Raw genomic sequence first — 25,880 nt, 5'->3', positions numbered from 1 at the left:
ATCGAATGTTTCGAACATCCTGGACAAAGGCTGCTTGTCGGCGAGATTTTGGAGAAGCAACGGAAAATCTACGAGGCTATGGATGTCCAACCTCCAGCCTCGTTATGAGTAGGCGGGAATCCAGGTTTAAAAGGTTTTTTCCGGGCCCGAAAAACAAAGAGGGATGTCCTGTTCCTCCAGAACGATCCCTCTTTGCTTATTGATGAAAGGCTTTCAGGCGTCCGGGCCGCCAAGCTCCGCAGCGATGTCGTCCGCCAGGATCGCGGCTGCGGGCGGAAGCCTGTAGAGTGAATGATTTGCGGGGAGAACCGGAGGAAAGGCTCTCCCCTTTTTCTATTTTTCCGCCGGGAGGAAATGGAGGCCTTCCGGTATCAGCGTGAGCTCCGCCGCGGCCCCCGGAGCGAGGGGGTTCCGTTCAAAGGGGTTGGGGATGTGCACCGTGACCGGTTCCGTGCCTGGGAGGTCCACTTCGTACTCCATGACGCTCCCGAGGTAGGTCGACCTGATGACCGTCCCATCGAGGTGTCCTGTTCCGCTCCCGGCGGGAGAGAGCCGGACGCCCTCCGGGCGGACCATGATGTCGTATTTTCCCGGGATCAGGGATTCTCCCGCTTCGGGATTCCACGGCCTGCCGAGAAGGGTCCATCCTGCCGCCGCCTTTTCCCCGGGCAGGAAGGCCGCCTTGCCGATGAAGGAGGCCACGAAGCGGTTCGCCGGCTTCGAGTACAGCTCCCGGGGGGCTCCCGTCTGCTCGATTTTCCCCCGGTTCATCACCACCACCCTGTCGGAGATGCTCATGGCCTCGATCTGGTCGTGGGTGACGTAGATGCTCGTGATTCCCAGCCGCTGCTGGAGCTTCCGGATGTCGATCCGCATCTGCTCCCGGAGCTTGGCGTCCAGGTTTGACAGGGGCTCGTCGAAGAGGAGCAGGGAAGGTTCCATCACCACCGCCCTGGCAAGGGCGACCCGCTGCTGCTGCCCTCCCGAGAGCTGGCTCGGCTGCCGTGCCTCCATGCCCCCCAGCCCCACCAGGTCCACCACGTTCTCCGTCCGTTCGCGGATTTCCCTGTCCGTCAGCTTCCTGAGCCGAAGGCCGAAGGCGATGTTGTCCCTCACGTTCAGGTGGGGGAAGATGGCATAGGACTGGAAGACCATGGCGGCGTTCCTCCTGTTGGGAGGGACGTCGTTCATCCGCTGTTCGCCGAAGAAGATGTCCCCCGAGGTGGGGTCCTCGAACCCGGCGATCATCCGGAGCAGGGTGGTCTTGCCGCACCCCGACGGCCCGAGCAGGGTGACGAGCTCTCCGTCGTCCACCTCCAGGGAGACGGAATCCACGGCGCGGAAGAGGCCTCCCGGATCGTCGAAGCTGCCGAAATCCTTGACGAGAGAGTCGATGCGAAGTTTCACGGGATTATTCCTCCTGTATCTGGATTGCCGCCATGCCCCCGGTCCGGCCGGGGACGAGGCGCTCGATGACGGCCATGGCGGCTACGACGATGACCACGAGGATCACGCTGAAGGCGGCGGCGACGCCGAGCCTTCCGGAGCCCACCTGGTTGAGGATCTGCACGGTGAGCAGGTTCCAGTTGGCCGACACCAGGAAAATGGCGGCGCTGATGGCGGTCATGGCCCGGACGAAGGCGAAGACCAGGCCCGAGAAGAAGGCCGGCGCGATGATGGGCAGGGTGACCTTGCGGAAGGTGGTCATCCTGTCCGCTCCCAGGTTCTGGGCCGCCTCCTCGATGGAGGGGTCGATCTGCCGGAGCACGGCGATGCCGGACTGGATGCCCACCGGGATGTACCGGAAGACGAAGTTCAGCACCAGGATCGCCAGGGTCCCCATGAGCATCAGGGGCGGGCGGTTGAAGGCGAGGATGTAGCCGATGCCGATCACCGTTCCCGGCACGGCGAAGTTGAGGATGGAGGTGAACTCCATAAGCCCTTTGCCGGGGAAGGATGTGCGGACCACCAGGAAGGCGATGAGCATTCCCAGGAAGCCCGAAAGGGGTGTGGACCAGAGGGCCACGATGAGGGTGTCCCTGATGGTCCCGAGGCCGACGCCGAAGGCGTATGAAAAATGCTCGAGGGTGGGGGAGAAATCATACCCCCAGACCCTGGTGAAGGCCCCGAGGAAGATGGTCCCGTAGAAGAGGAGGACGAAGCCGGAGAACAGGGCCGCGAACGTGACGAGCCCGCGCCGGGCTCCCCGGCTGACCAGCTTCGACGACGAGGCGGTGGGCTTTCCCGTCACGGTGGTGTACTGCCTCTTCTGCAGGTAGTACCTCTGGATGGCGAAGGACGTGATGGACGGGATGAGGAGCACCACGGCGAGGGCGGCCCCCAGGGGAAGGTTGAAGGAGCCCGTGATCTCCAGGTAGGCCTGGGTGGAGAGCATGGGGAACCGGCTTCCCGCGAGCACCAGGGGGTTGCCGAAGTCCGCCAGGGATTCGATGAGCACCACGAGGAAGGCGCTGGCGATGCCGGGAAGGCTGAGGGGCAGGGTCACCCTGAGGAAGGTCTGCATCCTGCCGGCCCCCACGTTCATGGCGGCGTCCTCCAGGGTGGGGTTCAGAGATTCGAGCACGCCCTTCAGGGTGAGGTAGGCCACGGGAGCGAAGGTGAAGATCTGGGAAAGGAGTACCCCCTTGAAGCCGTAGATGTTGTAGTTCCGTATGCCCAGCAGTCCCCGGGTGATGAGGCCGTTGGCGCCGAAGAGCATGAGGATGGAGAGGGCGCTCGTAAAGGGCGGGGAGATGATGGGCAGGATGAAGACCAGGTGGAGGGCTTTCTTCCACCGGATGGACGTCCGGGTGATGGTGAAGGCCGCCGCATAGCCCACGGCCACGCTGGCCGCAGCCGTGGCGAAGCCCACGGAGAGGCTGTTCCATAAAGACGAGCGGAGATATCTGAATGTAAGAAAACGGGTGTAGTTTCCGAACGTAAAGGTCCCTTCGTCGGTCTGGAGGCTCTTCACGAGCACCGACAGCAGGGGATAGGCCACGAAGAGGGCCAGGGAGAGAAAGAGAAGTACCACCAGAAACGCGAGAAGAGGGTCCCGGGCAAGGAGCCGGATTTCCCTCCGTCCTTTTGCGAATGTGCCCATGGCGCCTCCTGAACGGCGGGGGGAAGGCCGGCGCCTCCCCCCCGGAAATCTGTCTGCCGGATGGTTCTACTGTCCGAGGACCTCGGTCACCCAGCGGTCGATGATGCGCTTTTTCTCCTGGGCCGCCCTGATGCGGTCGTAATCGATGAGCTTGATCTCCGAAAGGGCGGGAAGCCCCTCTCCTGCGGAGACGTCGGCCCTCACGGGGAAGAAGTAGGTCTTCTTCGCGCTCAGCACCTTCTGGGCCTCCGCGGACACGATCCAGTCAGTGAGAGCCTTGGCGGAGTCGAGGTTTTTCGCTCCCTTGAGGATGGACATGGCGGCGGCCTCGAATCCCACGCCCTCGGCGGGGAAGATGACGGAGGCGGGGAAGCCCTCGTCAACGAGTTTCAGGAAGGCCGGCGTGAACTGGATGGCGATCTGGGTCTCCCCGATGGCCAGGTTCTTGCTCGGTCCCGTGCCGCTCTGGGTGTAGGTCTGGATGTTGGGGTTGAGGGCCTTCATGTACTTGAAGGCCTCATCCTCGCCGTAGGTCTCGATGAGGGTCATGATCATGGCGTAGGCCGTGCCCGAGGACTGGGGGGAGGGCATCTGGATCATGCCCTTGTATGCCGGGTCGAGAAGGTCCTTCCAGGATGCCGGCACGGGTCTGCCGTCTTTCTTCAGCTCCTCTGCCAGGACGCCGAAACCGAGGGGGTTCATGTAAAAGGCGACCCAGTAGCCCTCGGGATCCTTGAAGCCGGCAGCCAGATCCGCCGCCGCTGCTGGGAGGTACGGCTGGGTCAGACCCCGGTCCTTCGCCACGATATGGTTTTCGCTGGGGGCGCCGAACCACACGTCCGCCTGGGGGTTCGCCTTCTCCGCCTCGATGCGGCTCATGGCCGGGCCTGATGAGAGGAAGACCATGTTCACCTTTATGCCCGAGACCTTCGAGAATTCGTCGAGGATGTTCTTCGCGTTTTCCTCGTCCACGCTGGAATAGACCACCAGCTCCTTCGCCGCGGCCGCCCCGGCGAGAAGCGACAGGACGAGAAGCGCCCCCGCAAGAACGGTCAACAGTCTGCCGTGTTTCTTCATTTCCGGAATCCCTCCCTGGAATGAGTCTGTGGAGCATAGGAATTATTGTAACACATTTCGGTCTCCCGCTATTTCTTGGGAAATGATACACTTGTTCCATAACTTTTCGACAAGGAGGAGGATCCATGACGACGAATCCCACACAGGGCGCCGGGCCTTCCGTCGGAAGGCCGGTACCGAGAGCGGACGGACCTTCCAAGGTTTCCGGCAAGCTGGCATATACGGGAGACCTGCTCTTTCCCGGCATGCTCCATGCAGTCCTTCTTCCATCCCCCCACGCTTCTGCGCGGATTGTGTCCATGGACCTCGAGGAGGCGAAGCAGTGTCCCGGTGTCCGGGCGGTGGTGAGGGGGGAGGACTTCCCGATCCTCTTCGGCCTCTACCTTGGAGACAAGTCTCCCCTGGCCAGGGGAACGGTGCGCCATTTCGGGGAACCCGTGGCGGCCGTGGTGGCCGACAGCGAGCGGGAGGCCCGGTATGCCGCCGGAAAAATCCGGGTGGAGTACGAACCTCTCCCGGCGGTTCTCTCGCCCCGGGCAGCCCTGGAGGACGGCGCTCCGGTGCTTCATCCCGAAATGGAAATGTATTCCCACATCCCCGACATTCTTCCCGAGCCCGGGACCAACGTGGCCAACCGGACAAAAATCCGGAAAGGGGACCCGTCCGCCGCCTTTGCCGCCGCGGAGGTGACGGCGGAAGTGTCCGTGTCCTTCCCCCCCGGAGACCACGCCGCCATGGAGCCCCGGTGCGCCGTGGCCTCCATCCGGGCAGACGGCAGGCACATGGTCTATTCTTCCACCCAGGCTCCCTTCGTGGTGCGGAATCTCCTTGGCATATTCCTCGGGATTCCCCAGGGGAAGATCACCGTCATCGCCCCGCCCTGCGGGGGCGGTTTCGGGGGCAAGGCAGGCATCCAGCTCGAAGGCCTTGCCGTGCTGCTTTCCCGGGCCGTGGGAGGCCGGCCCGTCCGCCTGGCCAACACCAGGGAACTGGACATGACCGCCTCTCCGGGACACATCGGCCTGGAGGCCACGGTGAAGATAGCCGCCGACCGGAAGGGAAACCTCCTCGCCATGGACCTGCTGTACCTCTTCAACAGCGGCGCCTTTGCCGACTACGCGGTGAACGTGAGCCGGGCGGCCGCCATCGCCTGCACCGGCCCCTACCGGACGGAGAACGTGACCTGCGATTCCCTCTGCGTCTATACCAACTCCCCCTTCGCCACGGCCTACAGGGGCTTCGGCCACATCGAGCTCTGCTTCGCGGTGGAGCGGGCCATGGATGCCCTGGCGGCGGCAGGCGGGTTCGACCCCGTGGAGCTGCGGATCCGAAACGCCATCAGGCCGGGGGACAGGAGCCCCACGGGCAGCGTCATGGACTCGAGCACAGGGGATCTTCCCGGGTGCATCCGGAAGGCGGCGGAGATGATCCGGTGGGATGAGGGAGCCTCGGGGACCCTCCCTTCGGGGAACGTCACGGGAAAGGGGATCGGCGCCTTCTGGAAGGCACCCGCCATGCCTCCGAACACTGACGCGGGGGCCATCCTCACCTTCAACGAGGACGGCTCCATGAACCTCTCGGTGGGTGTCACCGAGATCGGCCAGGCGGCCCACACCGCCCTCGCCCAGATGGTGGCCGACCGGTTCGGCGTCTCTCCGGACATGGTCCACGTCCACACGGAGGTGGACACGTCCCGGTCTCCCCATGACTGGGCCACCGCCGCGAGCCGGTCGGTCTTCATGGCGGGGAACGCCGCCCTCGAGGCGGCGGGCATGGCCATTGAGAGGATCCGGCGCACGGCGTCCATCGTTCTGCGGTGCAGCCCCGGCGATCTCGAGGTCGGGGGAGGACGGGTCTATCACGGAGGCGATCCTGAAAGAGGGCTTCCCCTCTCCGCCGTGGTGCTAGGGTACACCTATCCGGGAGGCAATTCGGTGGAAGGGCAGGTGTTCGGCGTGGGACGGTACATCGCTCCCGGGCTGTCCTCCATCGATCCCGCCACGGGCGGGGGAAACCCCGCCCTGGAATGGACCCTTGGGGCCGAGGCTGTGGAGGTGGAGGGAAATCCCCGGGACGGCTCGTACCGGGTGGTCCGGGCCGTCTGCGCCATGGACGTGGGACGGGTGATCAACCCGGACCTCGCCCGGGGGCAGGCCGTGGGGGCCATGGAGATGGCCCTCGGTTTCTCCTGCTCCGAGGGATTCCGGTTCTCTTCCTCCGGCAGGGTGCTCAACGGTTCCCTGCGGCACTACAAGATCCCCCGGTACGGCGAGGATCCGGAGTACGATGTATGCTTTCTGGAAACGCCCCAGCACGGGGGGCCCCTGGGCATGAGGGGCATGGGAGAGCAGGGGGTCCTCGGAATTCCGGGCGCAGTGGCCGGAGCCCTGTCCAGGGCCTTCGGCACGGAATTCCGCTCTCTGCCGGTTACGGCGGAGGCTATCTGGAAGGCTCTCAGAAAAAAGGAGGAAAACCGATGATCGCCCGGGATTTCGACTACATACTTCCCGAAAGCCTGGAGGAGGCCAGGGACGCCTGGAGAGAGGAAAAACGGGCCGGAAAGAACCCGGCGTATTACGGGGGGGGGACGGAGATCGTCGCCCTTGCCCGAAGCGGCGCGTTCTCCCCGGACTGCGTCATCGACCTCAAGGGCGTCCCGGAGTGCCGTGCCCTGGGGTGTTTCGGGGGGCGACTCGTCTTTGGCGCGGCCTGCTCTCTCACCGATGCGGTTGAGCGGGGCGGGTTCCCCCTGCTGTCCGCTGTGGCCCGGACCGTGGCGGACAAGACGGTCCGGAACCGCCTCAGCCTCGGCGGGAATGTCTGCGGCGCCCTTCCCTACAGGGAGGCGGTCCTGCCCTTCCTGTGCGCCGCCGGGGTCGCCCTGGTCTTCGGTTCGGAGGGACTCCGGGAGGAGGCTCTTGAAACTGCCTTCGACAGGCGGCTGAAGCTCGGCGAAGGAGAATTCCTGGTGGCCCTCACCGTGGATGAGCGCTTCGCATCCCTTCCCTTTGCCTCGTCCCGGAAGGTCCGGGGCGGGAGGGTGGATTACCCCCTCTGCTCCGGAGCGGCGGTGCGGGATGGTGAGACGGTGGACATCGCCCTCTCCGGGGTGTTCGACTATCCCGTCGCCCTATCCGCGGCGGCGGTCACGCCCCCGGAGAAGGTCGCGGAAAGTCTTCCCCACAGGGTCAGGGAAGACGCCCTGGCCGGGGCCGGGTACAGGAAGGCCCTTCTCGTACAGGTTCTCGAGGATATACTTCTCTCCCTGGAGGTGGTCCCCTCATGAAGCGGCTGTCCGGCATCACGGAACTGAACCTCCTGGTGAACGGTGAACGGCGGGCTGTGGCGGCCAGGCCCTCGGACACCCTTCTCCGGGTGCTCCGGGAAGAGCTCGGCCTCACCGGGGCCAAGGCCGGGTGCGAAAACGGAGACTGCGGGGCCTGCACGGTCCTTCTCGACGGCCTTCCCGTGAAGTCCTGCCTTCTGCTGGCAGTGGAAGCGGAAGGGCACAGGATCACCACCGCCGAAGGACTGAAGGATACCCCGGTACAGAAAGCCTTCCTGGAGTTCAACGGGTTTCAGTGCGGCTATTGCACGGCGGGGTTTTTGCTCAACGCCCATTCCCTTATAGCCGCTCATCCTGAACCGGATGACGAAACGGACCGGGAGTGGCTCGAGTCCAACCTCTGCCGGTGCACCGGCTACGAAGGCATCCGGAAGGCCATCTCCGCCGCCAGGGCACTGGCGGCGGGGGAGGGCGGCTAGGAAAGGGAGGACCGTTCCCGGGCGATGCTCCCGTTGATGTGGCAGGCCAGGGTGATGCCGAGACGGTGATGGGGGTTGTTCAGGTCCACTTTCAGCAATGTCTCGATCTCCCTGAGGTAGTTCCTGACGGTATTGTAATGAAGGTGAAGCCCCCCGGCGCAGGATTTCGCGTTGAAATCCCTGGCCACGAGCATGGATGCCAGTTCCTTCAGGGGCAGGCTCCGCCGGGCCTGGGAGGGGTCCTTTTCCAGGGGTTCCCAGAATCTCTCCCAGACATCCCGTGCCTCGGCCAGTTTGGACATGCTCTGCAGGAGGCCGAACAGGGAGAGTTCTTCGTAGAAGTAGACCCCCGGGGGAAGGGAGAAATCCCGAAGCAGGGAGAAGGTTCTCCGGGCCTCCTGGTAGGACCGGGAAATTTCCATGAGGTCGCCGGCCGGGGAGCCGAAGGAAAAATGAAACCCCAGGGCAGATCCCTCCTGCTGGAGAGAATCTTTCAGGTTTTCGATGTCGGAAGAGGGAATGAGGGTGACCCAGGTGTTGCCGAGCCGGTAGCTCAGGCCCGACGGGGATGTCCAGCGGGGCGTTGAAAGCCCGTCGGCGGTGGAGGCGATAAGTACCGAAGCCGGAAGGGAGAGGGGGATTGCCAGCTCCCTGAGGTTGATGCGGATCATGGCGGGGTCGCAGTACAGGCCGAAGCAGAGCCCCTCGAGGAACCGCTCCTTCTTCATCACCTTTTTGCTGGACACGATGGCGATTTCGAGGGCAGACGCCCTGAGCATGGTCAGGGCTCTCAGCACCATCCGCTCCTGCCGGGCCGACGGGGAGAGTTCACCCGGGGAGAGGACGACAAAAATGGAGATGGGGGTGTCGAGCCTCAGCCGATAGGCGGCGAACCGCTGAATCTGCCCGCTGTTCCTGACCTCCACGCAGGAATGGACCTGTCCCCTTTTGGGAAGGGCCGTCTCCTGTACCACCGGCAGGTCCAGGCATTTCTGCACTGCCTCGCCGCCGAGGATGGAACCTTCGGAGAGAAAGAGGTTGTTGAGATCAAGCTGGGGAGCCTGCACCAGGAGATCCCGCTGGAGGTTCTGGGCGAAGCCGGACATGAGTTTCCGGAAGTCGAGGCTCTCCTCCCAGAAGGCGCTGAGGTCGTCGGGCCGGTCCCTGTTCCGCTCCTGGACCAGGTGGGTGTGGATCACGTCGATGATGTCCGTCCAGCGGTAGTGCATGGGCACTTCCAGGATGGGAAGCTGCAGGGCGTCAGCCTCGGCGGTCATGCTTTCCGGCAGCCTGTGGTGGAAGCGGTCGAGCTTGAAGCCCACCGCCGCGATGCCCTTGGCATTCATCCTGCTGATGAGGGGGGTGAGCTGCTCGGGGTCGTCCCTGAAGACGAAGCCGCTCCCCACGAGGAACTCGCCGCCGCGCATCCAGTGGTCGGCGTCGGGCGCCTCCAGGACGGAGACGGCGCTGATCTCCCGGCTGAGGCCCCCGCTGCCGGCAAGAATCTGGAAGTCGGGAAACAGGTGTTTTTTCAGAAGGTCGGCAACGATCATGTCAAATGTACCTCTTTTTGTGTGCATCCTCCTTCCGGCCGGTGTCAGGGGGTGCCGGAAAGGAAGAGCATTTGTGTTATATAATGACATTGTAATTCTTCAAATCCAAACATATTGTATGATAAAATAAGCTGTGTGTAAAACGTGATTTTGTACCTTTACAGGCGTTTTTCGGCAACCGGGTATATCTTCCCGGTCCGCATCGAGGCTGGATAGAGATGACATTCAGAGAGTATCGTGAGGTCCCCGCCATTTTGTCACAAGCCTACATCCGGCGGGGCCGGAGGCAGTAAGGAGAGCGGGCTGCAATTCTGTGCGCCGCAGCTGGAGATTCCGGAGGTGTATTCCCTATGAAACCGTTGGAAGGACTTGTTGTACTGGACATGACCAGGGTGCTCGCGGGGCCGTTTGCCGCCATGATGTTCGCCGACATGGGGGCCGAGGTCATCAAGATCGAACGTCCCGACGGAGGAGACGATACCCGTGCGTATCCCCCCTTCCAGGGGGGCGAGAGCGCTTATTTCATGAGCCTCAACCGGGGCAAGAAAAGCGTCACGCTGAATCTGAAACACGAAAAAGGCAAGGAAATCCTCAAGTCTCTCGCCAGGAAGAGCGACATTCTCATTGAGAACTTCAAGCCCGGGACGATGGACAAGCTCGGCCTGGGGTATGAGGATCTCCGCAAAGAGAACCCCCGCCTGATCTATGCGGCAAGCTCCGGGTTCGGTCAGACCGGCCCGTACAGCAGACGCCCCGCCATGGACGTGATTATCCAGGGTATGGGCGGCATGATGAGCGTCACCGGTCCCGATGAGCATACTCCCACGAAGGTGGGGAGTTCGATCGCGGATATTTTTGCAGGTCTTTTCACCACCATCGGTGTTCTCGCCGCGGTGAACTCGCGCTTGAAGACAGGCAGAGGCCAGCTTGTCGATGTCGCCATGCTCGACTGCATGGTGGCCGTGCTGGAAAACGCCGTCTCCCGCTACCTCGTGACTGGAGATATTCCCCGTCCAATGGGCAACAAACACCCTGCGATCTCGCCTTTCGCTACGCTTGCAACCGCGGACGGCGTGATGAACATTGCTGTGGGCAACGACGATATCTGGCACAGATTCTGCGGCGTCCTCGGGATGGAGGAGTTCGAGAATGATCCCCGCTTCGCGGATAACCCCGGACGGGTGACGAATTTCGATGCGCTGAAAGTGATCATGGAGGAGCGCACGGTCCGTCAGACGACGGAATATTGGCTTTCGGCCCTTGAGAAAAGTCACGTTCCCTGCGGTCCTATCAACGACATGGCCCATGTGGTCAATGACCCCCAGGTGCTTGCGCGGAAGATGATCGTCGACATACTCCACCCGATAGCCGGTGCGACCAGGATCCCCGGCGTTCCGATCAAGTTTTCCGAAACGCCCTCTGAAATTGAGGCCCCCGCGCCGGTGCTCGGCGAGCATACGGAGAAGATTCTGACGTCGTATCTCGGATTCTCCGCCGCCGAGTTCGAAGAGCTCAAAAAGGACGGCGCTGTCTGATCGGATTTGCACTCCCCGTCTCCGGACGGAGCGCCGACACCGGCCAAAAGCCGGTGTCCCTCTCCGTCCGCGAGATATACAGAAGAACGGTCAATCTCGAAGAAGGAGAGAAGCGGAGACGATGGTCCCTTGTGACCTCTCCGGAGGACATGGGGCCGAGAACCTTCCTCGTGGAAACGCTCCCGCCGGTCCGGGCGGGGGAAAAAATTGCCGTCCGCCCCGCGGATGTTCATGTGACCTACGATTCCGCCCTTCCGGCGGAAAAGATGAACCCCCGCTGGAGAGGGCTCGTTGCCGAGTGGGGGGATTTTCTTTCCGATGAGCTGTCGGATTTGCAGGAGCCGGTTATCCGGCGGGCCTGGAATGAACTCATCGGCCTCGGGCCGGGCAGCACCCCCGCAGGGGATGATTTTCTTTCCGGCCTTGCCACGGGCATGCTCTGGCAGGGAAAAGACGTTCCTTTTCACCCTGTCCCCGGCCTCACGTCGTGGCTCTCGGGAGAAATGCTCCGGGACGCCTTCGCAGGGGGCATCTGGTTTCGGGCAAAACGGCTTCTTTGCGCTCTTGCATCGGAAGATCCGGGGGCAGTAACGGGAAGTGCCGGGAGTATTGCGGACTGGGGTCATACCTCCGGCCGCGCCTGGCTGGCAGGGCTTGCGGAAGCCCTCTGCCGGGAGCGGACCGGATAAGCGGGAAAGGAGGAGGAACTGTGCCCTCTTCACATCAGCGGATTGAAATTGTCCGGAGAACCTATTACGACAGCGTCACCCTCATGCTCGTGGCAAAGGAGCTCCTGAAGGATGACGGCGTCTCCGTAGCCTCCCTGAGCATGGGAACCGAGGCGAACTACAAAATCATGGGCTCCGGCGGATTCGACCTCACCGGCGTTGACGCCACGCCCAACGATCTCATCATCGCCGTCAAAACCGGTGCTCCGGAGGCGGAGAGAGAGGACGTCCTGACGGCAGCCCTGGCGAAGGCGAAGGAATATCTCGCAAATCCTCCGGGGAGAAAGGCGGATTCAGGGGGCGACTACCGCCCCAAGAGCCTTGACGGAGCGCTTTCGGTCCTCCCCGACGCAAACCTCGCGCTGATCTCCGTGGCTGGGAGGTACGCCGGCGACGTGGCCATGGACTGCATCGAAAAGGGCCTCAACGTCATGCTCTACTCCGACAACGTGCCCGTGGAGAAGGAAGTGGAAATAAAGAAGGCCGCCGCCGAAAAAGGGCTGCTCGTCATGGGCCCCGACTGCGGCACCATCATTATCCGGGGGGTGGCCATGGGCATGGCCAACGCCTGCCCTCCGGGGCCGGTGAGCATCGTCGCTGCCGCCGGCACCGGACTCCAGGAGGTTCACGTCCAGCTCGCCAGGCGGGGGGTGGGCGTCCTCCACGGCATCGGAACGGGAGGCAGGGATGTCCGCCGCGAAGTGGGGGGCATCATGTGTCTCCAGGCGGTGAACGCGCTGCTCGCCGACGACGAGGTGGAACTGCTCATCGTCCTCGGCAAGCCGCCCGCACCGGAGGTGGAGCAGAAGATCCTCCAGGCCGTGAAGGCGGGGAAGAAGCCTGCCGTTCTCGGCTTCATAGGCGGCGAGGCGAAGGGCGATTCCGGCGGCGTCTTTATCTGCCGGGAGCTCGAGGAAACCGCCGCCGTGGCCGCCGCGCTTGCAAAAGGCGGGGACGGTGCCCGCGCAAGGGAGAACCTCTTCCGGGAGTATGAAGCACTCCGGCGGAGGGCCGAAACCATCGGGAAGCGGAAGGGATTCCTCAGGGGGCTGTACTCCGGCGGTACCCTCTGCTACGAAGGGCAGCTCATCGCCCGGGACATTCTCGGCCCCATCCGGAGCAACACCCCCCTGGACAAGAAGATGAAGCTCGAAGACAGCCTGAGGAGCGAACAGCATTCCATGGTGGATTACGGCGAGGACGAGTTCACCCAGGGACGGCTCCACCCCATGATCGACGTCTCCCTCCGGGCGGAGCGGATCTACGAAGAGGCCAAAGACCAGGAAGTGGGAGTGATCCTCTTCGATGTGGTTCTCGGCTACGGGTGCAACGACAACCCCGCCGCAGGACTTGCGGAAGGGATCCGCAAGGCCAGGTCGGCGGCCGGCGACCGGATCGCCTTCGTGGCGTCCATCTGCGGTGTGGACTCGGACCCCCAGAATGCCTCGGAGCAGCGGAAGATTCTCGGGGAGCTGGGCGTGCATGTCTGCGACAGCAACGCCCGGGCAGCCCGCCTGGCGGCCATGATCCTGGAGGGATGACCATGTCCATGACGAAACTGCTCAAGGAAGGACCCAAGGTTGTGAATATCGGCGTGGAGCAGTTCTACGCCGATCTGAAGACCCAGAAGGCGGAGGCGGTCTCCATGGACTGGAAGCCCTCCGCTGCGGGCGGGGATCTCCTCGCCCGGCTGAAAAAGCTCAGGAAGGGAGGAAACTGACAGTGATCGACATCGAAAAGGCGAACGGGGAGGCTCTCTCCCGGCTGCTTTCCGCCCAGCCTGTAGTGGTGGGCATGGGAAAGGCTAAGGACACCGTGCCGGGAATGAAGGACAGGATGCTTCTCCACGCCGGGCCTCCGCTTTCGTGGGAGACGGCGTCCGGACCCATCCGGGGCGGCGTCATGGCCGCATGCATGTACGAAGGGTGGGCGGACACTCCCGAGGATGCCGAAAAACTCGCCGCAGGCGGGGGCATCACCTTCGACCCATGCCACCATCACCACGCGGTGGGGCCCATGGCGGGGATCGTCTCTCCGAGCATGCCCGTCTTCGTCCTTGAAAACAGGACGGCGGGCAACACATCCTATGTCACCATGAACGAGGGACTCGGCAAGGTGCTCCGCATGGGAGCCTTCGCTCCCGAAGTCATCGAGAGGCTCCGGTGGATGGAGAAGGTTCTCTATCCGGTTCTTGACGCCGGAATACGGCTCAGCGTCGAGCGGGGCCAGGAGCTGGACGTGAAGAACATGATCGCCCAGGCCCTCCACATGGGAGACGAGCTCCACAACAGGAACAAGGCGGGCACATCCCTCTTCCTCAGGGCCATCGCCCCCTTCCTCGTGGAAACCTGCAGAAATTCCGCGGATCTCGCCGAGGTCATCCGGTTCATCGACAAGAACGACCATTTCTTCCTGAACCTTGCCATGGCGGCCGGCAAGGCGTCCACGGAAGCGGCCCACGGCGTTGAAGGCTCCAGCCTTGTCACCGTCATGGCCCGGAACGGCACCGAGTTCGGCATCAAGGTGTCCGGCCTCGGGGACGACTGGTTCACCTGCCAGGCGGCACTCCCCGATGTACTTCTCTTCCCCGGCTTCACCAGGGAGGACACCAACCGGGACATCGGCGACAGCGCCATCATGGAGACCTACGGCGTGGGGGGCTTCGCCCTCGCAGCCGCCCCGGCCATCGTCCAGTTCATCGGCGGAACACCGAAGGACGCAGCCAACTACACCCTCGAAATGTACGAGATCACGGAGGGTGAAAACAACATGTTCACCATTCCCGCCCTGAACTTCAGGGGAACCCCCACGGGAATCGACATTCTCAAAGTGGCGGAAACGGGAGTGACTCCCGTTCTTGATACGGGCGCGGCCCACAGGGAACCCGGAAAGGGACAGGTGGGCGCAGGAATCGTCAGGATGCCTGCCGAGGCCTTTCTCAAGGCCGCCGGGGCGTTCGCGGACCGGTACCTGGGCGAATGACCCGGGAAGACCGGATTGATTCAATCTAAAAGGAGGCGTTTTTGAATGAGCAATAGTCTCGAACTGAAGAACTGGGCAAACATCAAGGTCTATGACCTCACCATTCCCATCGGCGTGCAGACCCCGCCCTGGCCCACCTATGAACCCCTCCAGGTGAAGTACTTCAAGCGCCTGGCACCCAACGGAGCCAACGGACAGCTTCTGACCCACTCCAACCACGTGGGGACCCATCTCGACGGCCCCATCCACTTCTGCGGCCACGGCGGCGACATCGCCAGCCTGCCCCTGAAGGATTTCCTCGTGGGGCCCGGCGTCGTGGTGGACATCAAGGATATTGCCGAGGACTACGGCATCTATACCCCCGAGGATCTCGAGGCCCGGGCTGACATCCGTGACGGCGACATCCTCATCATCAACACCGGCTATCACCGGTACGGCTGGAACGAGCCCGAGGCTGACGAAGTGCGGTACATGGTGAAGCACCCCGGACCCACCCGTGAATTCGCCACGTGGGCCCTCAAGAGAAAGATCAAGTGGATCGGCGTGGACTGCGGATCCGCTGACCACCCGATGAACACCAAGATCCGCGAGTGGATGCCCGTCCAGGCCAGGCAGGCCGACGCCCACCTGAAAAAGAAGTACGGCAAGGGCCTTGATGACTTCTTCCCTGAAGAGGACTACCAGGTGATGCACATCGCCCTCTTCCCCAGCAACCTGATCCATGCCGAGTGCGTGGCGGGCGACATCGACCTGGTCAGCGGCAAGCGCGTCACCATCGGCTGCTTCCCCTGGAGGTTCGTCGGCGGGGAATCCTGCATCTCCCGCATCGTCGCTTTCGCAGAGGAATAAATCAGCTTCTTCGGGCGTCCCCTTTGGGGGACGCCTTTTTTCCATAGGGCAGGCGGCCGCCGCGGCGGTATTCCCTGTACCGTGCCGTTCGCCTGTGTTTTTTCGGGGGGTGGTTTTCATGCTGGCTTTTGAAATGGAGCGGCCCAGGTCTCTCGCCTCCGCTGCGGAGATCCTGGAGAAGCACGGTTCACAGGCTATGGTGAAGGCGGGAGGAACGGATGTTATCGTCTGGATGCGGAAACACGCTGTCCATCCCGCTCTCCTGGTCGATCTGTCGGAAATACCCGAACTGAAGGGGATATCCTTCTACCCCCACAGGGGCATCAAAATCGGAGCCCTCGCCACGGTAAACGAAGCGGCGGAGAACGAGGACGTAAAGCGCTACTATCCCGTCCTACGGGACGCCTGCCTTTCCCATTCCGACGTGCTTATCCGGAACAAGGCCACGGTCCTCGGCAATATCTGCGCATCCGTCCCCTCCGGGGACATCATTCCCTCCTTCGCCGTCTACGAGGCGGTGCTCCATGTTTTCGGCCCGGGCGGCGAGCGGGACATCCCCTTCTCCGACTTCATTACGGGGCCGAGGAAGAACTGTCTCAGCCCCGGCGAGATCGTGACCGCCGCGACCCTTCCCCTTCCCGGGGGGAGGAGTGCCGGATGCTATCTCAAGCTTGCCCGGCGAAACGCTCTCGACCTTGCCCAGGTGGGAGTGGCGTGCCTCGCCGTAGACGGAGAGGCAGGAAGGACCTACAGAATCGCCTGCGGGGCGGTGGCCCCCAGGCCGGTCCGGGCGACCGGAGCGGAGAAGATCCTTGAGGGGGTCACAGCCCCCGGCGATGATCTTCTTGACCGGGCGGGGAAGGCCGCCGCCGAGGCTTCCAACCCCATCACCGACGTCCGGGCGTCGCGGGAATACAGGATCTCCATGGTGGACGAGCTGACGAAACGGGCGGTCGCTCTCTGCGCGGAGAGGCTCCAGGGAGGAAGTGCATCATGAAGAGAGACGTTCATTTCATTCTCAACGGGAGGCCGGTGACCTTTTCCGTGGAACCCCGGACGACCCTTCTCCGGGCCCTCCGGGAATACGGCGTCACCAGCGTCAAGCGGGGCTGCGAGGAAGGGGAGTGCGGTACCTGCACCGTGGTGATCGACGACCTGGCCCAGAAATCCTGCATGATCCTCGCCCTGGAGGCGGAAGGGAAATCCGTCCTGACCGTGGAAGGTCTCGTGGGGCCGAAGGGAGAGCTTCACCCCATCCAGCGGGCCTTTGTGGACGAAGGGGCCATTCAGTGCGGCTTCTGCACCCCGGGGATGATCATGTCCGCCTACGCGTTTCTCCGGAAGAACCCGGACCCCACGGAAGAGGAAATCCGGGTCGCCCTTGCGGGAAACCTGTGCCGGTGCACGGGCTACATCCCTATTTTCAGGGCGGTGCGCAAAGCCGCGGCGGCCCTGCGCGAGCTGGGGCACACCCCCGGCGGCGTGCGGTGACGGGAGGTGTCTGCCATGAAACAGACCGTTACTAGGAGCGGCGTGGGAACGTGGACCGAGAGAAAGTACGACGTGGAAAAGGCCGCGGGAACCCTTGCCTTTACCGACGACCTCAGGTTCGGTCCGGAACTGCTCCATGCCCGGGCGGTCCGGTCCACGGTGGCTCACGGCGAAATTTTGTCCATTGACTTCTCCGAAGCCCTCAAGGTGAAGGGCGTCGTCAAGGTGGTCACCGGAAAGGACTTTGTCCACCGGTTCGGCCTCTACCTCCAGGACCGCACGCCCATGGCCATCGGCAAGGTCCGGTATGTGGGCGAACCCGTGGCACTGGTGATCGCCGAGTCCGAGGAAGCGGCGGAAGAGGGGATGCTCAAGGTCACGGCGAAATTTCGGGAACTGCCCCCCATCTTCGACCCCGTCAAGGCCGCCACGGACAACTCCGTCCTGGTCCACCCCGAGCTGGAAACCTACGACCACGTGGATTTCATCACGCCCTTCCCCGGAACGAACATCGGCAACTGGTTCCGCATCCGCAGGGGCGACGTGGACAAGGCCTTCTCCGAGGCGGAATACATCGTGGAGGAAGCGGTGAACTGTCCCCAGATCGCCCACGGCTTCCTCGAGCCCCATTGCTGCATCTGCAGGGAAGACCCGGCCACCGGGGATCTGACCATCTGGTCCACCGCCCAGTCGGCCTTTGCCCTCCGGGACATCGTGGCCAAGGGACTGAAATATCCCTTGAGCAAAATCAGGGTCATCGCCCCTCCCATCGGGGGAGGCTTCGGCGGAAAGGCCGGGATGACGGTGGAAGCCCTCTGCCTCGCCGGGGCCATGAACCCGGACGTCCGGGGCAGGCCGGTGAAGCTCTACATCCCGAGGGAAGAAGTGCTTCTCACCTCCTGGGTACGCCAGGCCTACGTGGCCAAGATCAAGCTCGGCATCGACGGGGAAGGAAAGATCACCGCCATCCGCAACACCTTCTACTTCGACACCGGCATATCCGCCGAGTACGGGGCAAACCCCGTCCGGAGCGCCGGCTATTCCTCCACGGGCTGCTACTATATCCCCAACGTCTGGACCGACAGTTATGCCGTCTACACCAACAAGCCCTTCGGCGGCGCCTACCGGGGCTTCGGCCTTCCGGAGCTCATGGGTGCCATGGAAGTGGTCATCGACATCGCCGCGAGAAAGATCGGCATGGACCCCATCGAGTTCCGCCTGAAGAACATTCTCAAGCCCGGCCTGCCCACGTGCACGGGCATGCCCATGAACAACCACGCCCTCGACACCATCGTGGGCAAGGTGGTGGACCGTATCAGGCTCAATGAAAAGGAGCCAGCCTCCCGGAAGGGATGGGTTCGGGGCAAGGGGTTCGCCCTCGCCCTGAAAGCTCCCGCCATGCCGGCGGACGCCGCGTCCTCGGCCATCGTCAAGATCCTGGGTGACGGAACGGTGGAAGTCCTCGCCGCCACCATGGACATGGGGCAGGGGGCCTACACGGCCTATTCCCAGATGGTCTCCGAAGAACTGGGCATCCCCATCGAAAAGATCAGGTGCCCCTACCCTGACACTCAGAGCCATCCCTACGACTGGCAGACGGTGGCCAGCCGCTCATGCTGGTCCATGGGCATGGCGGTGAAGCGGGCGGCGGCCGACGCCCGGCAGAAGCTCCTCGCCCTCTACGCCGAATACTGGCAGGTGGAGCCCGAGAGCATCACCATCGAGCACGGCATCGTGAAATGCAGGAAGAAGGGCAAGGCGGAACCCATCGACGAGCATATCCAGAGCGGATTCCCCATGCCCGACGGGAACTGCAAGGGCGGCCCCGTGATAGGCACCGGCAGCTTCGTTCCGCCGGACGTGATCTACCCGGACCCCGAGACGGGACAGTCTCCCAAGAGCGTGGTGCACTTCACCGTGGGCGCCGTGGGGATTGACGTGGAAGTGGATCCGGCCACGGGCGCCGTGGAGGTGAACAAGGTCTCCGCCGGGTACGACGTGGGGAAGGCCATCTCCCCCGTCAACGTAAAAGGGCAGATCGAGGGAGGCACCGTCCAGGGAATTTCGGCGGGGCTCATGGAGGGCATGTACTACGACGAGCGCGGCAGGCTCCTCACCCCCGACTTCACGGACTACAAGATAGCCACCGCCCTGGACGTCCCCCCCGACCTGGACGCCTTCTGGGAGGAGACTCCCGAAGAGCTTTCACCCTACGGCAACAGGGGAGTGGGCGAGCACTCCATGATCTCGCCCGCACCCGCCATGGACAACGCCCTCTTTGATGCCCTGGGTATAAGGATTCATAGTTACCCTCTGAACAGGGAGCGGGTCTACAAGGCCATCCAGGCGAAGAAAAAGGGAGAGACGGATCTCTGGGAATATCCCTACGCCCTGGAGCAGTCCTACAAGAACGCCATCAAGGAATGGAAGTAATTCTCCGGGACCTGTGGTAGAATTCATTTTGTGCAACCGGTCGCTCAAAAAGGCCGGTTGCACCCCAGGTTCCCTGAAGACAGTATAAAGCGACAGTATGAAGGATGTGACGGATGTGCCGGAAGTCAAAACGGGAAGAGTTGCCCGGGTCGACCTGACGGAGCGGAGGGTGGAAATCCGGGAAACGCCTGATTTTTACGGAAACCTCGGCGGCCGCGGATTCGGTGTGTTCGAACTTCTCCGGGGCGTAGTCCCCGGCACGGACCCCCTGTCCGCTGAAAACCTTCTCGTGTTCGCGGCGGGAAGCCTCACCGGGACGTCCTTTCCCGGAAGCTCCAGGATCGCCCTGGTGACGAAGAACGTCCTCAGCGGCGGCATCTCCACTTCCAGCGGCGGCGGAAACCTGGGACCGAAGTTCCGGCAGGCAGGGTTCGACGCCCTGGTGATCTCCGGGCGGGCCTCCTCTCCCTGCTGGATCCTGCTGAAGGACGGACAGGTGGAAATCCGGGACGGTTCGGAACTCTGGGGGCTTTCCGTCTCCGAAACGGCGGACGCCGTCCGGACGGTGACCGGTGATTCCGGGGCGGAAACGGCCTCCATCGGCATCGCCGGCGAAAGGCTCGCCGCCGTGTCCTGCGTGATGATCGACCGGGCCCATGCCCTGGCGTGGGGAGGTTCCGGCGCAGTCATGGGCTACAAGAATCTCAAGGCGGTGGCCGCCTCGGGGAGGGAGATACCGAAAGCGGCAGACGGGGATGCTTTCCTTGCCGAAAGCCGCCGGTATTCCTGGGTACTCAGGGCGTCGTCCGCGTCAGCCGCCCTTCGGGCCGGGGGTACCCACGGCATGGCGGGCGTCGGCGGATGGAGCGGCAAAGTCCCCACCTCGGTGAGGAACCTCCAGGAGGAATTCTGGGACGGTGAAAAGTCCGCCCGCATCAGCGAGGCAGCCTTCCGTCCCATGGAGAGGAAGCGGACCGCCTGCTGGAACTGCCCTCTCTCCTGCCTCCATCTCTACGAAACGGAACGGGACGGAAAGAGGATCGAGGTGGAGGGCATGCATGCGAACTCGGTCCGGGGGCTGGGGTCCAACCTCGACCTGGACGATCCTGCCGCCCTTCTGGAGGCCCACAGGCTCTGCAACGAGTCCGGCCTTGACGTGGACGGCGTAGCCGCAGCCCTCGGCTGGGCCATCGAGTGTTTCGAGCGGGGGCTCCTCGGCCCTGCGGACACGGACGGCCTGGAGCTCCGCTGGGGAAACGGGGAGGCCATCCTTGCCCTGATCGGTATGATCGCCGAACGCAAGGGCTTCGGCCGCCTGCTCGGCGAAGGTGTGCTCGAGGCGGCGAAGACTGTGGGCCGGGGCAGCGAACAGTTCGCCATGCACGTCAAGGGGGTCGGGCTGAACGAGCAGGGGGTCCGGTCACACAAGGCGTGGGGGTTCGGCATGGCGGTGAGCGCCAGGGGAGGGGGACACCTCAACGGCTCGCCCCAGACGGAAAACCGGCAGATTTCCTCCTGGACCGGACAATGGCTCTTCGGCAATGATAACGCCGGAGTTCCCGGATCATACGGGGGAAAAGGCAGGCTCGTCGCCTGGTACGAAATCTACAAGGCCATCGTCGACTCGGTGGGGATGTGCTATTTCACCTCCGGGTGGTATGATCCCGCCCTGGCGGACATTGAACCCCTTTCCCGCGCCCTGGAGGCCTTCGGCTGCGGCGGGCTGACTCCCGAAGAGATCTGGAGGAGAGGACGGCGGATCGTCGAGGCCGAGAAGGCCTTCAACACGGTCCATGCCGGATTCGGCAGGAAGGATGACATGCTCCCGGCCAGGGTCATGGAGGAGCCCCTCACCTTCGGACCCTATGCCGGGGCGGTGATGGACAGGCCGTCCTTTGAGAAGATGCTTGACGAATTTTACCGCGAACGGGGATGGGACCCCGAAACCGGCCTGCAGACAACCGAAGGGCTGATGAACATCGGTGCCCCGGACATCGCGGAATACCTGCGGAAGGGGAGGTGGCCGGAAACGTCGTGATGGCTCATGCAATGCGCTTTCCCGGAGGTTCCCTCTCCCGGATCCGGGGTCGGCCCGGTCAGCAGGGGGAAATGAGACTATCCTTTCGAGGAGGAAAATAAGAATGCCTTCCTATGATCCTGAACAGCTCGTATTCGAACAGGAAGTGGTCAGTTCCATCACACCGGTTCTCGGCATCGAAGACCGCCCGAAAACGTTTCTCGAAACCCTGTTTTACGCCTGGCAGGTGACCCTGGTCGATTTCACGCCCTTCATCTGGGCCGGCATGTTCGTCACCCTTGCCGGGCTGCCCCAGTCCGTGCTGCCCGTCATGATCAGCACCTGCTTCCTTGCCATGGGCGTGGCCACCCTTATCCAGACCACTGTGGGCAACAGGCTTCCCATCGTCCAGGGGCCCTCGGCCTCGGTGCTCTCAGCCATGGGGCCCGTGACGGCCATGTACGGCTTTCCCGCCATGTGGGGCGCCGTGTTCGTCGGAGGAATCCTGGAAGTCCTGCTGGGCATGTCCCGGCTGCTCGGCAGGATCCGGAAGTTCATTCCCCCCGTGGTGACCGGTTCAGTGGTGGCCACCATAGGGTTTGTAGCCGCCCGGATTTCCCTCACGTGGATCTTCGGCAGCGGAAGGCAGATGCATCTGGCGCTCGCCCTCGCTGCCTTCCTGGTGGCTCTCTTCCTGAAGTTCCGGTGCAGGGGGATCATGTCCCGGGGGTTCATCCTGGTGTCCACTCTCCTTGTGGGTGTGGGCGCGGCCAGTCTTCTCGGTGAATACGACTGGGCCAGGGTGGCGGAGGCGCCCTGGTTCGCCATGCCGAAGCTCTTTCCCTTCCGGGGCCTTGACGGCACCGACACGGCGGTTGCCTTTGTCATCGCCGCCGTTATCGGCGGTCTTACCGGGTACATCGGATCCATCTTCGAGTCCCTGGGCGACTATGCCGCCACCTGCGCCGTTTCCGGCGAGAGCTACAGGGTGAAGCACATCAACCGGGGGATCGCCGCGGAAGGAGCAGGATGCATCGCCAGCGGCTTCCTCGGGGCCCTGCCGGTGACAAGCTACACCCAGAACATCGGCATCATCGCCGCCACGGGCATCGCCAGCAGGTTCGTCACCCAGGTGGCCGCGGTGATGTTCCTTCTGTACGGTCTTTCGCCGAAGCTCGCCGTCATGCTCGCCTCCATCCCGAGGGCGGCCATAGGCGGGGTCTTCGCCATTAGCGCGAGCCTCATCATGTTCTCCGGCATCGATGTGATCACCTCGGAGAAGCGGAATCTCAAGAACAACCTCGTGGCCGGCACGGCCCTCGGCATGGCCATCATGCTCCCCTTCTACGCGAGCACGGCGGGTGCGAAGTGGGCGGCCACGCTGACGCCCTTCTGGAGGATGTACGTGAACAACAACGTGTTCATCGCCGTTACCGTGGGTGTCTTCATGAATCTGCTGGTCAACCATTTCCTCGCCTCGGGGGAAGACGACGGCCCCGGGATGTGAAGAGGCGGGATCTCTCAGTGAAAGGAGGTGTGGCGGGAGTATTCCGGTGCGCCGGGAAGAAATGAAGGTTCCTTCGAAGTAATACCAACTTACAGGAGGTGTATTCGCCAATGGCAAAGAAGGTAGTCTACGGATTGCTCGACAGGCCCCCGTTCCCCATCATGGTCCTCGCGGGCGCCCAGCACGTTCTGACCCTGTTCGGCGCCACGGCGCTCGTTCCCCTGATCTTCGGACCGGCCATGGGTATGGACCAGCTCCAGATTGCGGCCCTGATTTCGTGCGTTTACTTCGGGATGGGCGTGGCCACCCTCATCCAGACCCACCCGAAGTTCGGCACCGGCCTTCCCATCGTCCAGGGATCGAGCTTCAGCTTCATCCCGTCGGTAATGACCATCATCGGGGCCTACAAGGCCATGGGGCCCGACGTGGTCATGCAGTACATGGGCGGAGGTCTCATCCTGGGCGGCATCATCCTCTCGGTGATAGGCTACACCGGGATCATCGGCTACATCAGGAAGATCATCACGCCCGTGGTCATCGGCCCCGTCATCATGGCCATAGGCTTTTCTCTGGCCCCCACGGCCATCCAGTTCAACGCGGCGAACTACTGGCCCATCTCCCTCATGGTGGTGGCCCTCATCTTCATCTTCAGCCTCGTGAGCAAGAACAAGTACGCCAACATCTTCGCCATTCTCTCCTCCATCGTGCTGACCTACCTCGTCTGCCTGGGGCTGAGCAGGGCGGGAATATTCCCCGCCGGGCATCCCGCCCACGTGGATCTCAGCAGGGTTATCGAGGCTCCCTGGCTTCGCTACAACGTCATTATGCCCTGGGGCGCCCCCAAGTTCAGCATGCTGGCCTTCGGTGCCCTGCTCGCCGGGTTCTTTGCCGTCATGATCGAATCGGTGGGTGACTACCACTCCGTTTCTTACGCTTCGGGACTCGATGATCCCGACGAGGCGACCATCAGCCGGGGCATAGGCGCCGAAGGGCTCAACTGCGCCCTGTCCGGCCTCTTCGGATCGGTGGGAACCACCTCCTACACGGAGAACATCGGTCTCATCGGCCTTACCGGCGTGGCTTCCCGCTGGGTGGTCCGCACCGGAGCCATCATCCTCATTCTCATGAGCTTCGTCACGAAGCTCGGTGCCCTGGTTGCCACCATGCCGTCGCCCGTCATCGGCGGCGCCTACATCGCCCTCTTCGGCACCATCGGCGCCCTGGGAATCCAGGTACTCATGCGGGCCGACATGGGAAGCCAGCGGAACGTCCTCATCGTGGGATTCTCGTTCCTCATGGCCATGGGTCTTCCCGGGTGGATCGAGCAGAACCAGGCGTTCTTCATGAATCCCGAGTACAATCCCTTCCTGCAGACAATCGGCGGCATGATCTGGGCCATCCTGAAGACCCCCATGGCGGTGGCGGGTATCTGCGCGGCCTTCTGCGACTCCCTTGTCCCCGGAACGGACGAGGAGCGGGGCATCGGCGTCAGGATGAAGTAGGCATTTTTTTCAGAACCGCAAAAACAGGGCGGCCTCCCTTTGGGAGACCGCCCTGTTTTTGCGCTGCGCTGATTATTATTTCTTGTATTCCGAGGTAAGCTTCTGGACTTCCTTGATCAGGTCCTCGCCGATGTCCTTGGCGAACTGGTCGTAAATGGGCTGGCAGGCCTGCTGGAAGGCGGCCTTCTGCTCCGGGGTGAGGATGGTCACTTCCATCTTCTCCTTCAGCTTCTCAAGGTACTCGGCGTTCATCTTCCGGTTGATCTCACGGTTGTGGACCTTCGCCTGGTCGGCGGCGTCCTGGACGACTTTCTTCATATCATCGGGCAGCTTGTCCCAGAAAATCTTCGAGATGAGAAGCACGAAAGGTGAATAAACGTGCCCTGTGTCGGTGGCGAATTTCTGGACTTCAAAGAAGTTCTGCAGGAAGATGGTTCCCCAGGGGTTCTCCTGGCCGTCCACAACCTTCTGCTGCATGGCGGAGAAGAGCTCGCCGAAGGCCATGGGGGTGGGGTTGGCGCCCATTACCTTGAAGGCTGCCAGGTGGATGGGGTTCTCCATGGTGCGGATCTTGAGCCCCTTCAGGTCCTCGGGGGACTTGACGGAGTGGACGCTGTTGGTGAGCATCCTGAAGCCGTTCTCCCAGTAGGCGAGGCCGATCATACCCTGGGCGGGGAGCATGTCGAGGAGCTTTTTCCCCACGGGCCCGTCGAGGATGTAGTCTGCCACATCTTCGCCGGCGAAGATGAAGGGAAGGTCGTAAATCTTGAAGGCATTGACGAAGGCCGTCATGGGAGCGGTCGAGGGGCAGGTCATCTCCTGGGTTCCCATCTTGAGGGCTTCCATCATGGTACGGTCGTCGCCGAGCTGGCTGGAGTGGAAGAGGACCACTTCGATCTTCCCTTCGGAGTTCTTCTCCACGATCTCTTTGAAGAACTTCAGGGACTGGAACTGGGCGGACTTGTCGTTCAGGCCTATGCCCGCGTTGATGGTGAACTGGGCGCCGAAGGCCGTGCCTGTCAAGAGGGCCACAAGAAGTACCGCTGCGATACCTGTTCTCAGTTTCATTGATTTCTCCCCTTTCAAGTGTTTTCTTGAGTTGCAGAAACGCTCCGCTGCCGTTGCCCCGATTTTTCCCTTTCCCAGCCTCCCTTCGTCGGATGTTTCCTCACCGCATCCTGCCCTCTAGGAGCCTGTCGGACTTAGGCCACATCGGATAAAATAGACTCATCCCGACCAAAGCCGGCGAAAGAGCATGGTGACCAGATTCCAGACAGTAGACAGAGCGACTCCGTACATACTCCCCCAGTCCATTGAGGACTGGCTTCCCGAAGACCA

Annotated in this window: 20 protein-coding genes; 15 read left to right on the top strand and 5 right to left on the bottom strand. The window is 62.8% G+C overall.

The annotated features are described in order from the left end of the window. Positions 1-333 precede the first annotated feature (333 nt). The 3 genes from C8D99_RS14070 to C8D99_RS14060 form a co-directional block, all read right to left on the bottom strand. A complete protein-coding gene (locus C8D99_RS14070) occupies positions 334-1,407 on the bottom strand; it encodes an ABC transporter ATP-binding protein (protein WP_133959142.1) in 1,074 nt (357 codons plus the stop codon). Between the two features lie 4 nt (positions 1,408-1,411). After that, positions 1,412-3,103: an ABC transporter permease gene (locus tag C8D99_RS14065; RefSeq protein WP_133959141.1), complete on the bottom strand. Its 1,692-nt coding sequence runs from the start codon at positions 3,101-3,103 to the stop codon at positions 1,412-1,414. A gap of 66 nt (positions 3,104-3,169) precedes the next feature. Further along, complete coding sequence (locus C8D99_RS14060) at positions 3,170-4,180, bottom strand: ABC transporter substrate-binding protein (RefSeq protein WP_133959140.1); 1,011 nt, start codon at positions 4,178-4,180, stop codon at positions 3,170-3,172. Between the two features lie 125 nt (positions 4,181-4,305). On the opposite strand from C8D99_RS14060, the gene C8D99_RS14055 reads away from it, so the two are divergent. Genes C8D99_RS14055 through C8D99_RS14045 form a run of 3 tightly spaced genes read left to right on the top strand, consistent with a single transcriptional unit; the run spans position 4,306 to position 7,945 of the window. Continuing rightward, the gene (locus tag C8D99_RS14055) at positions 4,306-6,660 is read left to right on the top strand and encodes a xanthine dehydrogenase family protein molybdopterin-binding subunit (RefSeq protein WP_133959139.1); all 2,355 of its coding nucleotides are present in this window, start codon (positions 4,306-4,308) and stop codon (positions 6,658-6,660) included. Beyond that, on the top strand, positions 6,657-7,466 hold the full coding sequence (locus tag C8D99_RS14050; protein WP_133959138.1) for an FAD binding domain-containing protein: 810 nt from the start codon (positions 6,657-6,659) through the stop codon (positions 7,464-7,466). The genes C8D99_RS14055 and C8D99_RS14050 overlap by 4 nt, the downstream gene beginning before the upstream one ends. Next, positions 7,463-7,945, top strand: a complete 483-nt coding sequence (locus C8D99_RS14045) for a (2Fe-2S)-binding protein (RefSeq protein ID WP_133959137.1) — start codon at positions 7,463-7,465, stop codon at positions 7,943-7,945. Before C8D99_RS14050 ends, C8D99_RS14045 begins: the two co-directional genes overlap by 4 nt. Here the strand turns inward: C8D99_RS14045 and C8D99_RS14040 are convergent. Next, positions 7,942-9,498 (bottom strand): PucR family transcriptional regulator, encoded by a 1,557-nt coding sequence (locus tag C8D99_RS14040; RefSeq protein WP_133959136.1) that lies wholly within the window; start codon positions 9,496-9,498, stop codon positions 7,942-7,944. The two genes, C8D99_RS14045 and C8D99_RS14040, sit on opposite strands and share 4 nt — an antisense overlap. Before the next feature lie 350 nt (positions 9,499-9,848). On the opposite strand from C8D99_RS14040, the gene C8D99_RS14035 reads away from it, so the two are divergent. The 12 genes from C8D99_RS14035 to C8D99_RS13985 all read left to right on the top strand — a co-directional run bounded on the left by C8D99_RS14035 (position 9,849) and on the right by C8D99_RS13985 (position 24,542). After that, entirely contained in the window at positions 9,849-11,033 is a 1,185-nt protein-coding gene (locus C8D99_RS14035; RefSeq protein ID WP_133959135.1) for a CaiB/BaiF CoA transferase family protein, read from the top strand. Positions 11,034-11,086: 53 nt separating this feature from the next. Beyond that, entirely contained in the window at positions 11,087-11,722 is a 636-nt protein-coding gene (locus C8D99_RS14030; RefSeq protein WP_208321203.1) for an oxamate carbamoyltransferase subunit AllH family protein, read from the top strand. 20 nt (positions 11,723-11,742) lie between these two features. Next, on the top strand, positions 11,743-13,302 hold the full coding sequence (gene fdrA / locus C8D99_RS14025; RefSeq protein WP_243833958.1) for an acyl-CoA synthetase FdrA: 1,560 nt from the start codon (positions 11,743-11,745) through the stop codon (positions 13,300-13,302). A 2-nt stretch (positions 13,303-13,304) separates the two neighbouring features. Further along, positions 13,305-13,481, top strand: coding sequence for a hypothetical protein (locus C8D99_RS15280; protein ID WP_166670211.1), 177 nt, complete (start codon positions 13,305-13,307; stop codon positions 13,479-13,481). Positions 13,482-13,483: 2 nt separating this feature from the next. Then, on the top strand, positions 13,484-14,743 hold the full coding sequence (locus C8D99_RS14020) for a YlbE family protein (protein WP_133959133.1): 1,260 nt from the start codon (positions 13,484-13,486) through the stop codon (positions 14,741-14,743). Positions 14,744-14,788: 45 nt separating this feature from the next. Further along, positions 14,789-15,592, top strand: coding sequence for a cyclase family protein (locus tag C8D99_RS14015; RefSeq protein WP_133959132.1), 804 nt, complete (start codon positions 14,789-14,791; stop codon positions 15,590-15,592). 118 nt (positions 15,593-15,710) lie between these two features. Then, positions 15,711-16,589 (top strand): FAD binding domain-containing protein, encoded by an 879-nt coding sequence (locus C8D99_RS14010; protein ID WP_133959131.1) that lies wholly within the window; start codon positions 15,711-15,713, stop codon positions 16,587-16,589. Beyond that, positions 16,586-17,083 carry a (2Fe-2S)-binding protein gene (locus C8D99_RS14005; RefSeq protein ID WP_166670210.1) on the top strand — a complete coding sequence of 166 codons (498 nt, stop codon included), beginning with the start codon at positions 16,586-16,588 and terminating at the stop codon, positions 17,081-17,083. The genes C8D99_RS14010 and C8D99_RS14005 overlap by 4 nt, the downstream gene beginning before the upstream one ends. A gap of 15 nt (positions 17,084-17,098) precedes the next feature. After that, on the top strand, positions 17,099-19,516 hold the full coding sequence (locus tag C8D99_RS14000) for a xanthine dehydrogenase family protein molybdopterin-binding subunit (RefSeq protein WP_133959129.1): 2,418 nt from the start codon (positions 17,099-17,101) through the stop codon (positions 19,514-19,516). A gap of 115 nt (positions 19,517-19,631) precedes the next feature. Then, the gene (locus tag C8D99_RS13995; protein ID WP_166670209.1) at positions 19,632-21,554 is read left to right on the top strand and encodes an aldehyde ferredoxin oxidoreductase family protein; all 1,923 of its coding nucleotides are present in this window, start codon (positions 19,632-19,634) and stop codon (positions 21,552-21,554) included. Positions 21,555-21,657: 103 nt separating this feature from the next. Beyond that, positions 21,658-23,040: a uracil-xanthine permease family protein gene (locus tag C8D99_RS13990; protein WP_133959127.1), complete on the top strand. Its 1,383-nt coding sequence runs from the start codon at positions 21,658-21,660 to the stop codon at positions 23,038-23,040. 110 nt (positions 23,041-23,150) lie between these two features. Then, positions 23,151-24,542: a uracil-xanthine permease family protein gene (locus C8D99_RS13985; protein WP_133959126.1), complete on the top strand. Its 1,392-nt coding sequence runs from the start codon at positions 23,151-23,153 to the stop codon at positions 24,540-24,542. Positions 24,543-24,617: 75 nt separating this feature from the next. On the opposite strand, the gene C8D99_RS13980 is transcribed toward C8D99_RS13985, so the two are convergent. After that, entirely contained in the window at positions 24,618-25,610 is a 993-nt protein-coding gene (locus C8D99_RS13980; protein WP_133959125.1) for a TRAP transporter substrate-binding protein, read from the bottom strand. Positions 25,611-25,880: the final 270 nt, after the last annotated feature.

Origin of the sequence: Aminivibrio pyruvatiphilus, from assembly GCF_004366815.1 — a bacterium.
GTDB lineage: Bacteria > Synergistota > Synergistia > Synergistales > Aminobacteriaceae > Aminivibrio > Aminivibrio pyruvatiphilus.
The sequence above is the reverse complement of the archived record's forward strand: the minus strand, read 5'-3'. Positions and strand labels throughout refer to the sequence as shown.

Excerpts from the sequence above, each read along its gene's own strand:
- C8D99_RS14015 (WP_133959132.1), top strand. The coding sequence starts at position 14,789 with ATGAGCAATAGTCTCGAACTGAAGAACTGGGCAAACATCAAGGTCTAT.
- C8D99_RS14050 (WP_133959138.1), top strand. The coding sequence starts at position 6,657 with ATGATCGCCCGGGATTTCGACTACATACTTCCCGAAAGCCTGGAGGAG.
- C8D99_RS14055 (WP_133959139.1), top strand. The coding sequence starts at position 4,306 with ATGACGACGAATCCCACACAGGGCGCCGGGCCTTCCGTCGGAAGGCCG.
- C8D99_RS14010 (WP_133959131.1), top strand. The coding sequence starts at position 15,711 with ATGCTGGCTTTTGAAATGGAGCGGCCCAGGTCTCTCGCCTCCGCTGCG.
- C8D99_RS14045 (WP_133959137.1), top strand. The coding sequence starts at position 7,463 with ATGAAGCGGCTGTCCGGCATCACGGAACTGAACCTCCTGGTGAACGGT.
- C8D99_RS13980 (WP_133959125.1), bottom strand. The coding sequence starts at position 25,610 with ATGAAACTGAGAACAGGTATCGCAGCGGTACTTCTTGTGGCCCTCTTG.
- C8D99_RS14040 (WP_133959136.1), bottom strand. The coding sequence starts at position 9,498 with ATGATCGTTGCCGACCTTCTGAAAAAACACCTGTTTCCCGACTTCCAG.
- C8D99_RS14000 (WP_133959129.1), top strand. The coding sequence starts at position 17,099 with ATGAAACAGACCGTTACTAGGAGCGGCGTGGGAACGTGGACCGAGAGA.
- C8D99_RS14005 (WP_166670210.1), top strand. The coding sequence starts at position 16,586 with ATGAAGAGAGACGTTCATTTCATTCTCAACGGGAGGCCGGTGACCTTT.
- C8D99_RS15280 (WP_166670211.1), top strand. The coding sequence starts at position 13,305 with ATGTCCATGACGAAACTGCTCAAGGAAGGACCCAAGGTTGTGAATATC.
- C8D99_RS14060 (WP_133959140.1), bottom strand. The coding sequence starts at position 4,180 with ATGAAGAAACACGGCAGACTGTTGACCGTTCTTGCGGGGGCGCTTCTC.
- C8D99_RS13990 (WP_133959127.1), top strand. The coding sequence starts at position 21,658 with ATGCCTTCCTATGATCCTGAACAGCTCGTATTCGAACAGGAAGTGGTC.
- C8D99_RS13985 (WP_133959126.1), top strand. The coding sequence starts at position 23,151 with ATGGCAAAGAAGGTAGTCTACGGATTGCTCGACAGGCCCCCGTTCCCC.
- C8D99_RS14065 (WP_133959141.1), bottom strand. The coding sequence starts at position 3,103 with ATGGGCACATTCGCAAAAGGACGGAGGGAAATCCGGCTCCTTGCCCGG.
- C8D99_RS14035 (WP_133959135.1), top strand. The coding sequence starts at position 9,849 with ATGAAACCGTTGGAAGGACTTGTTGTACTGGACATGACCAGGGTGCTC.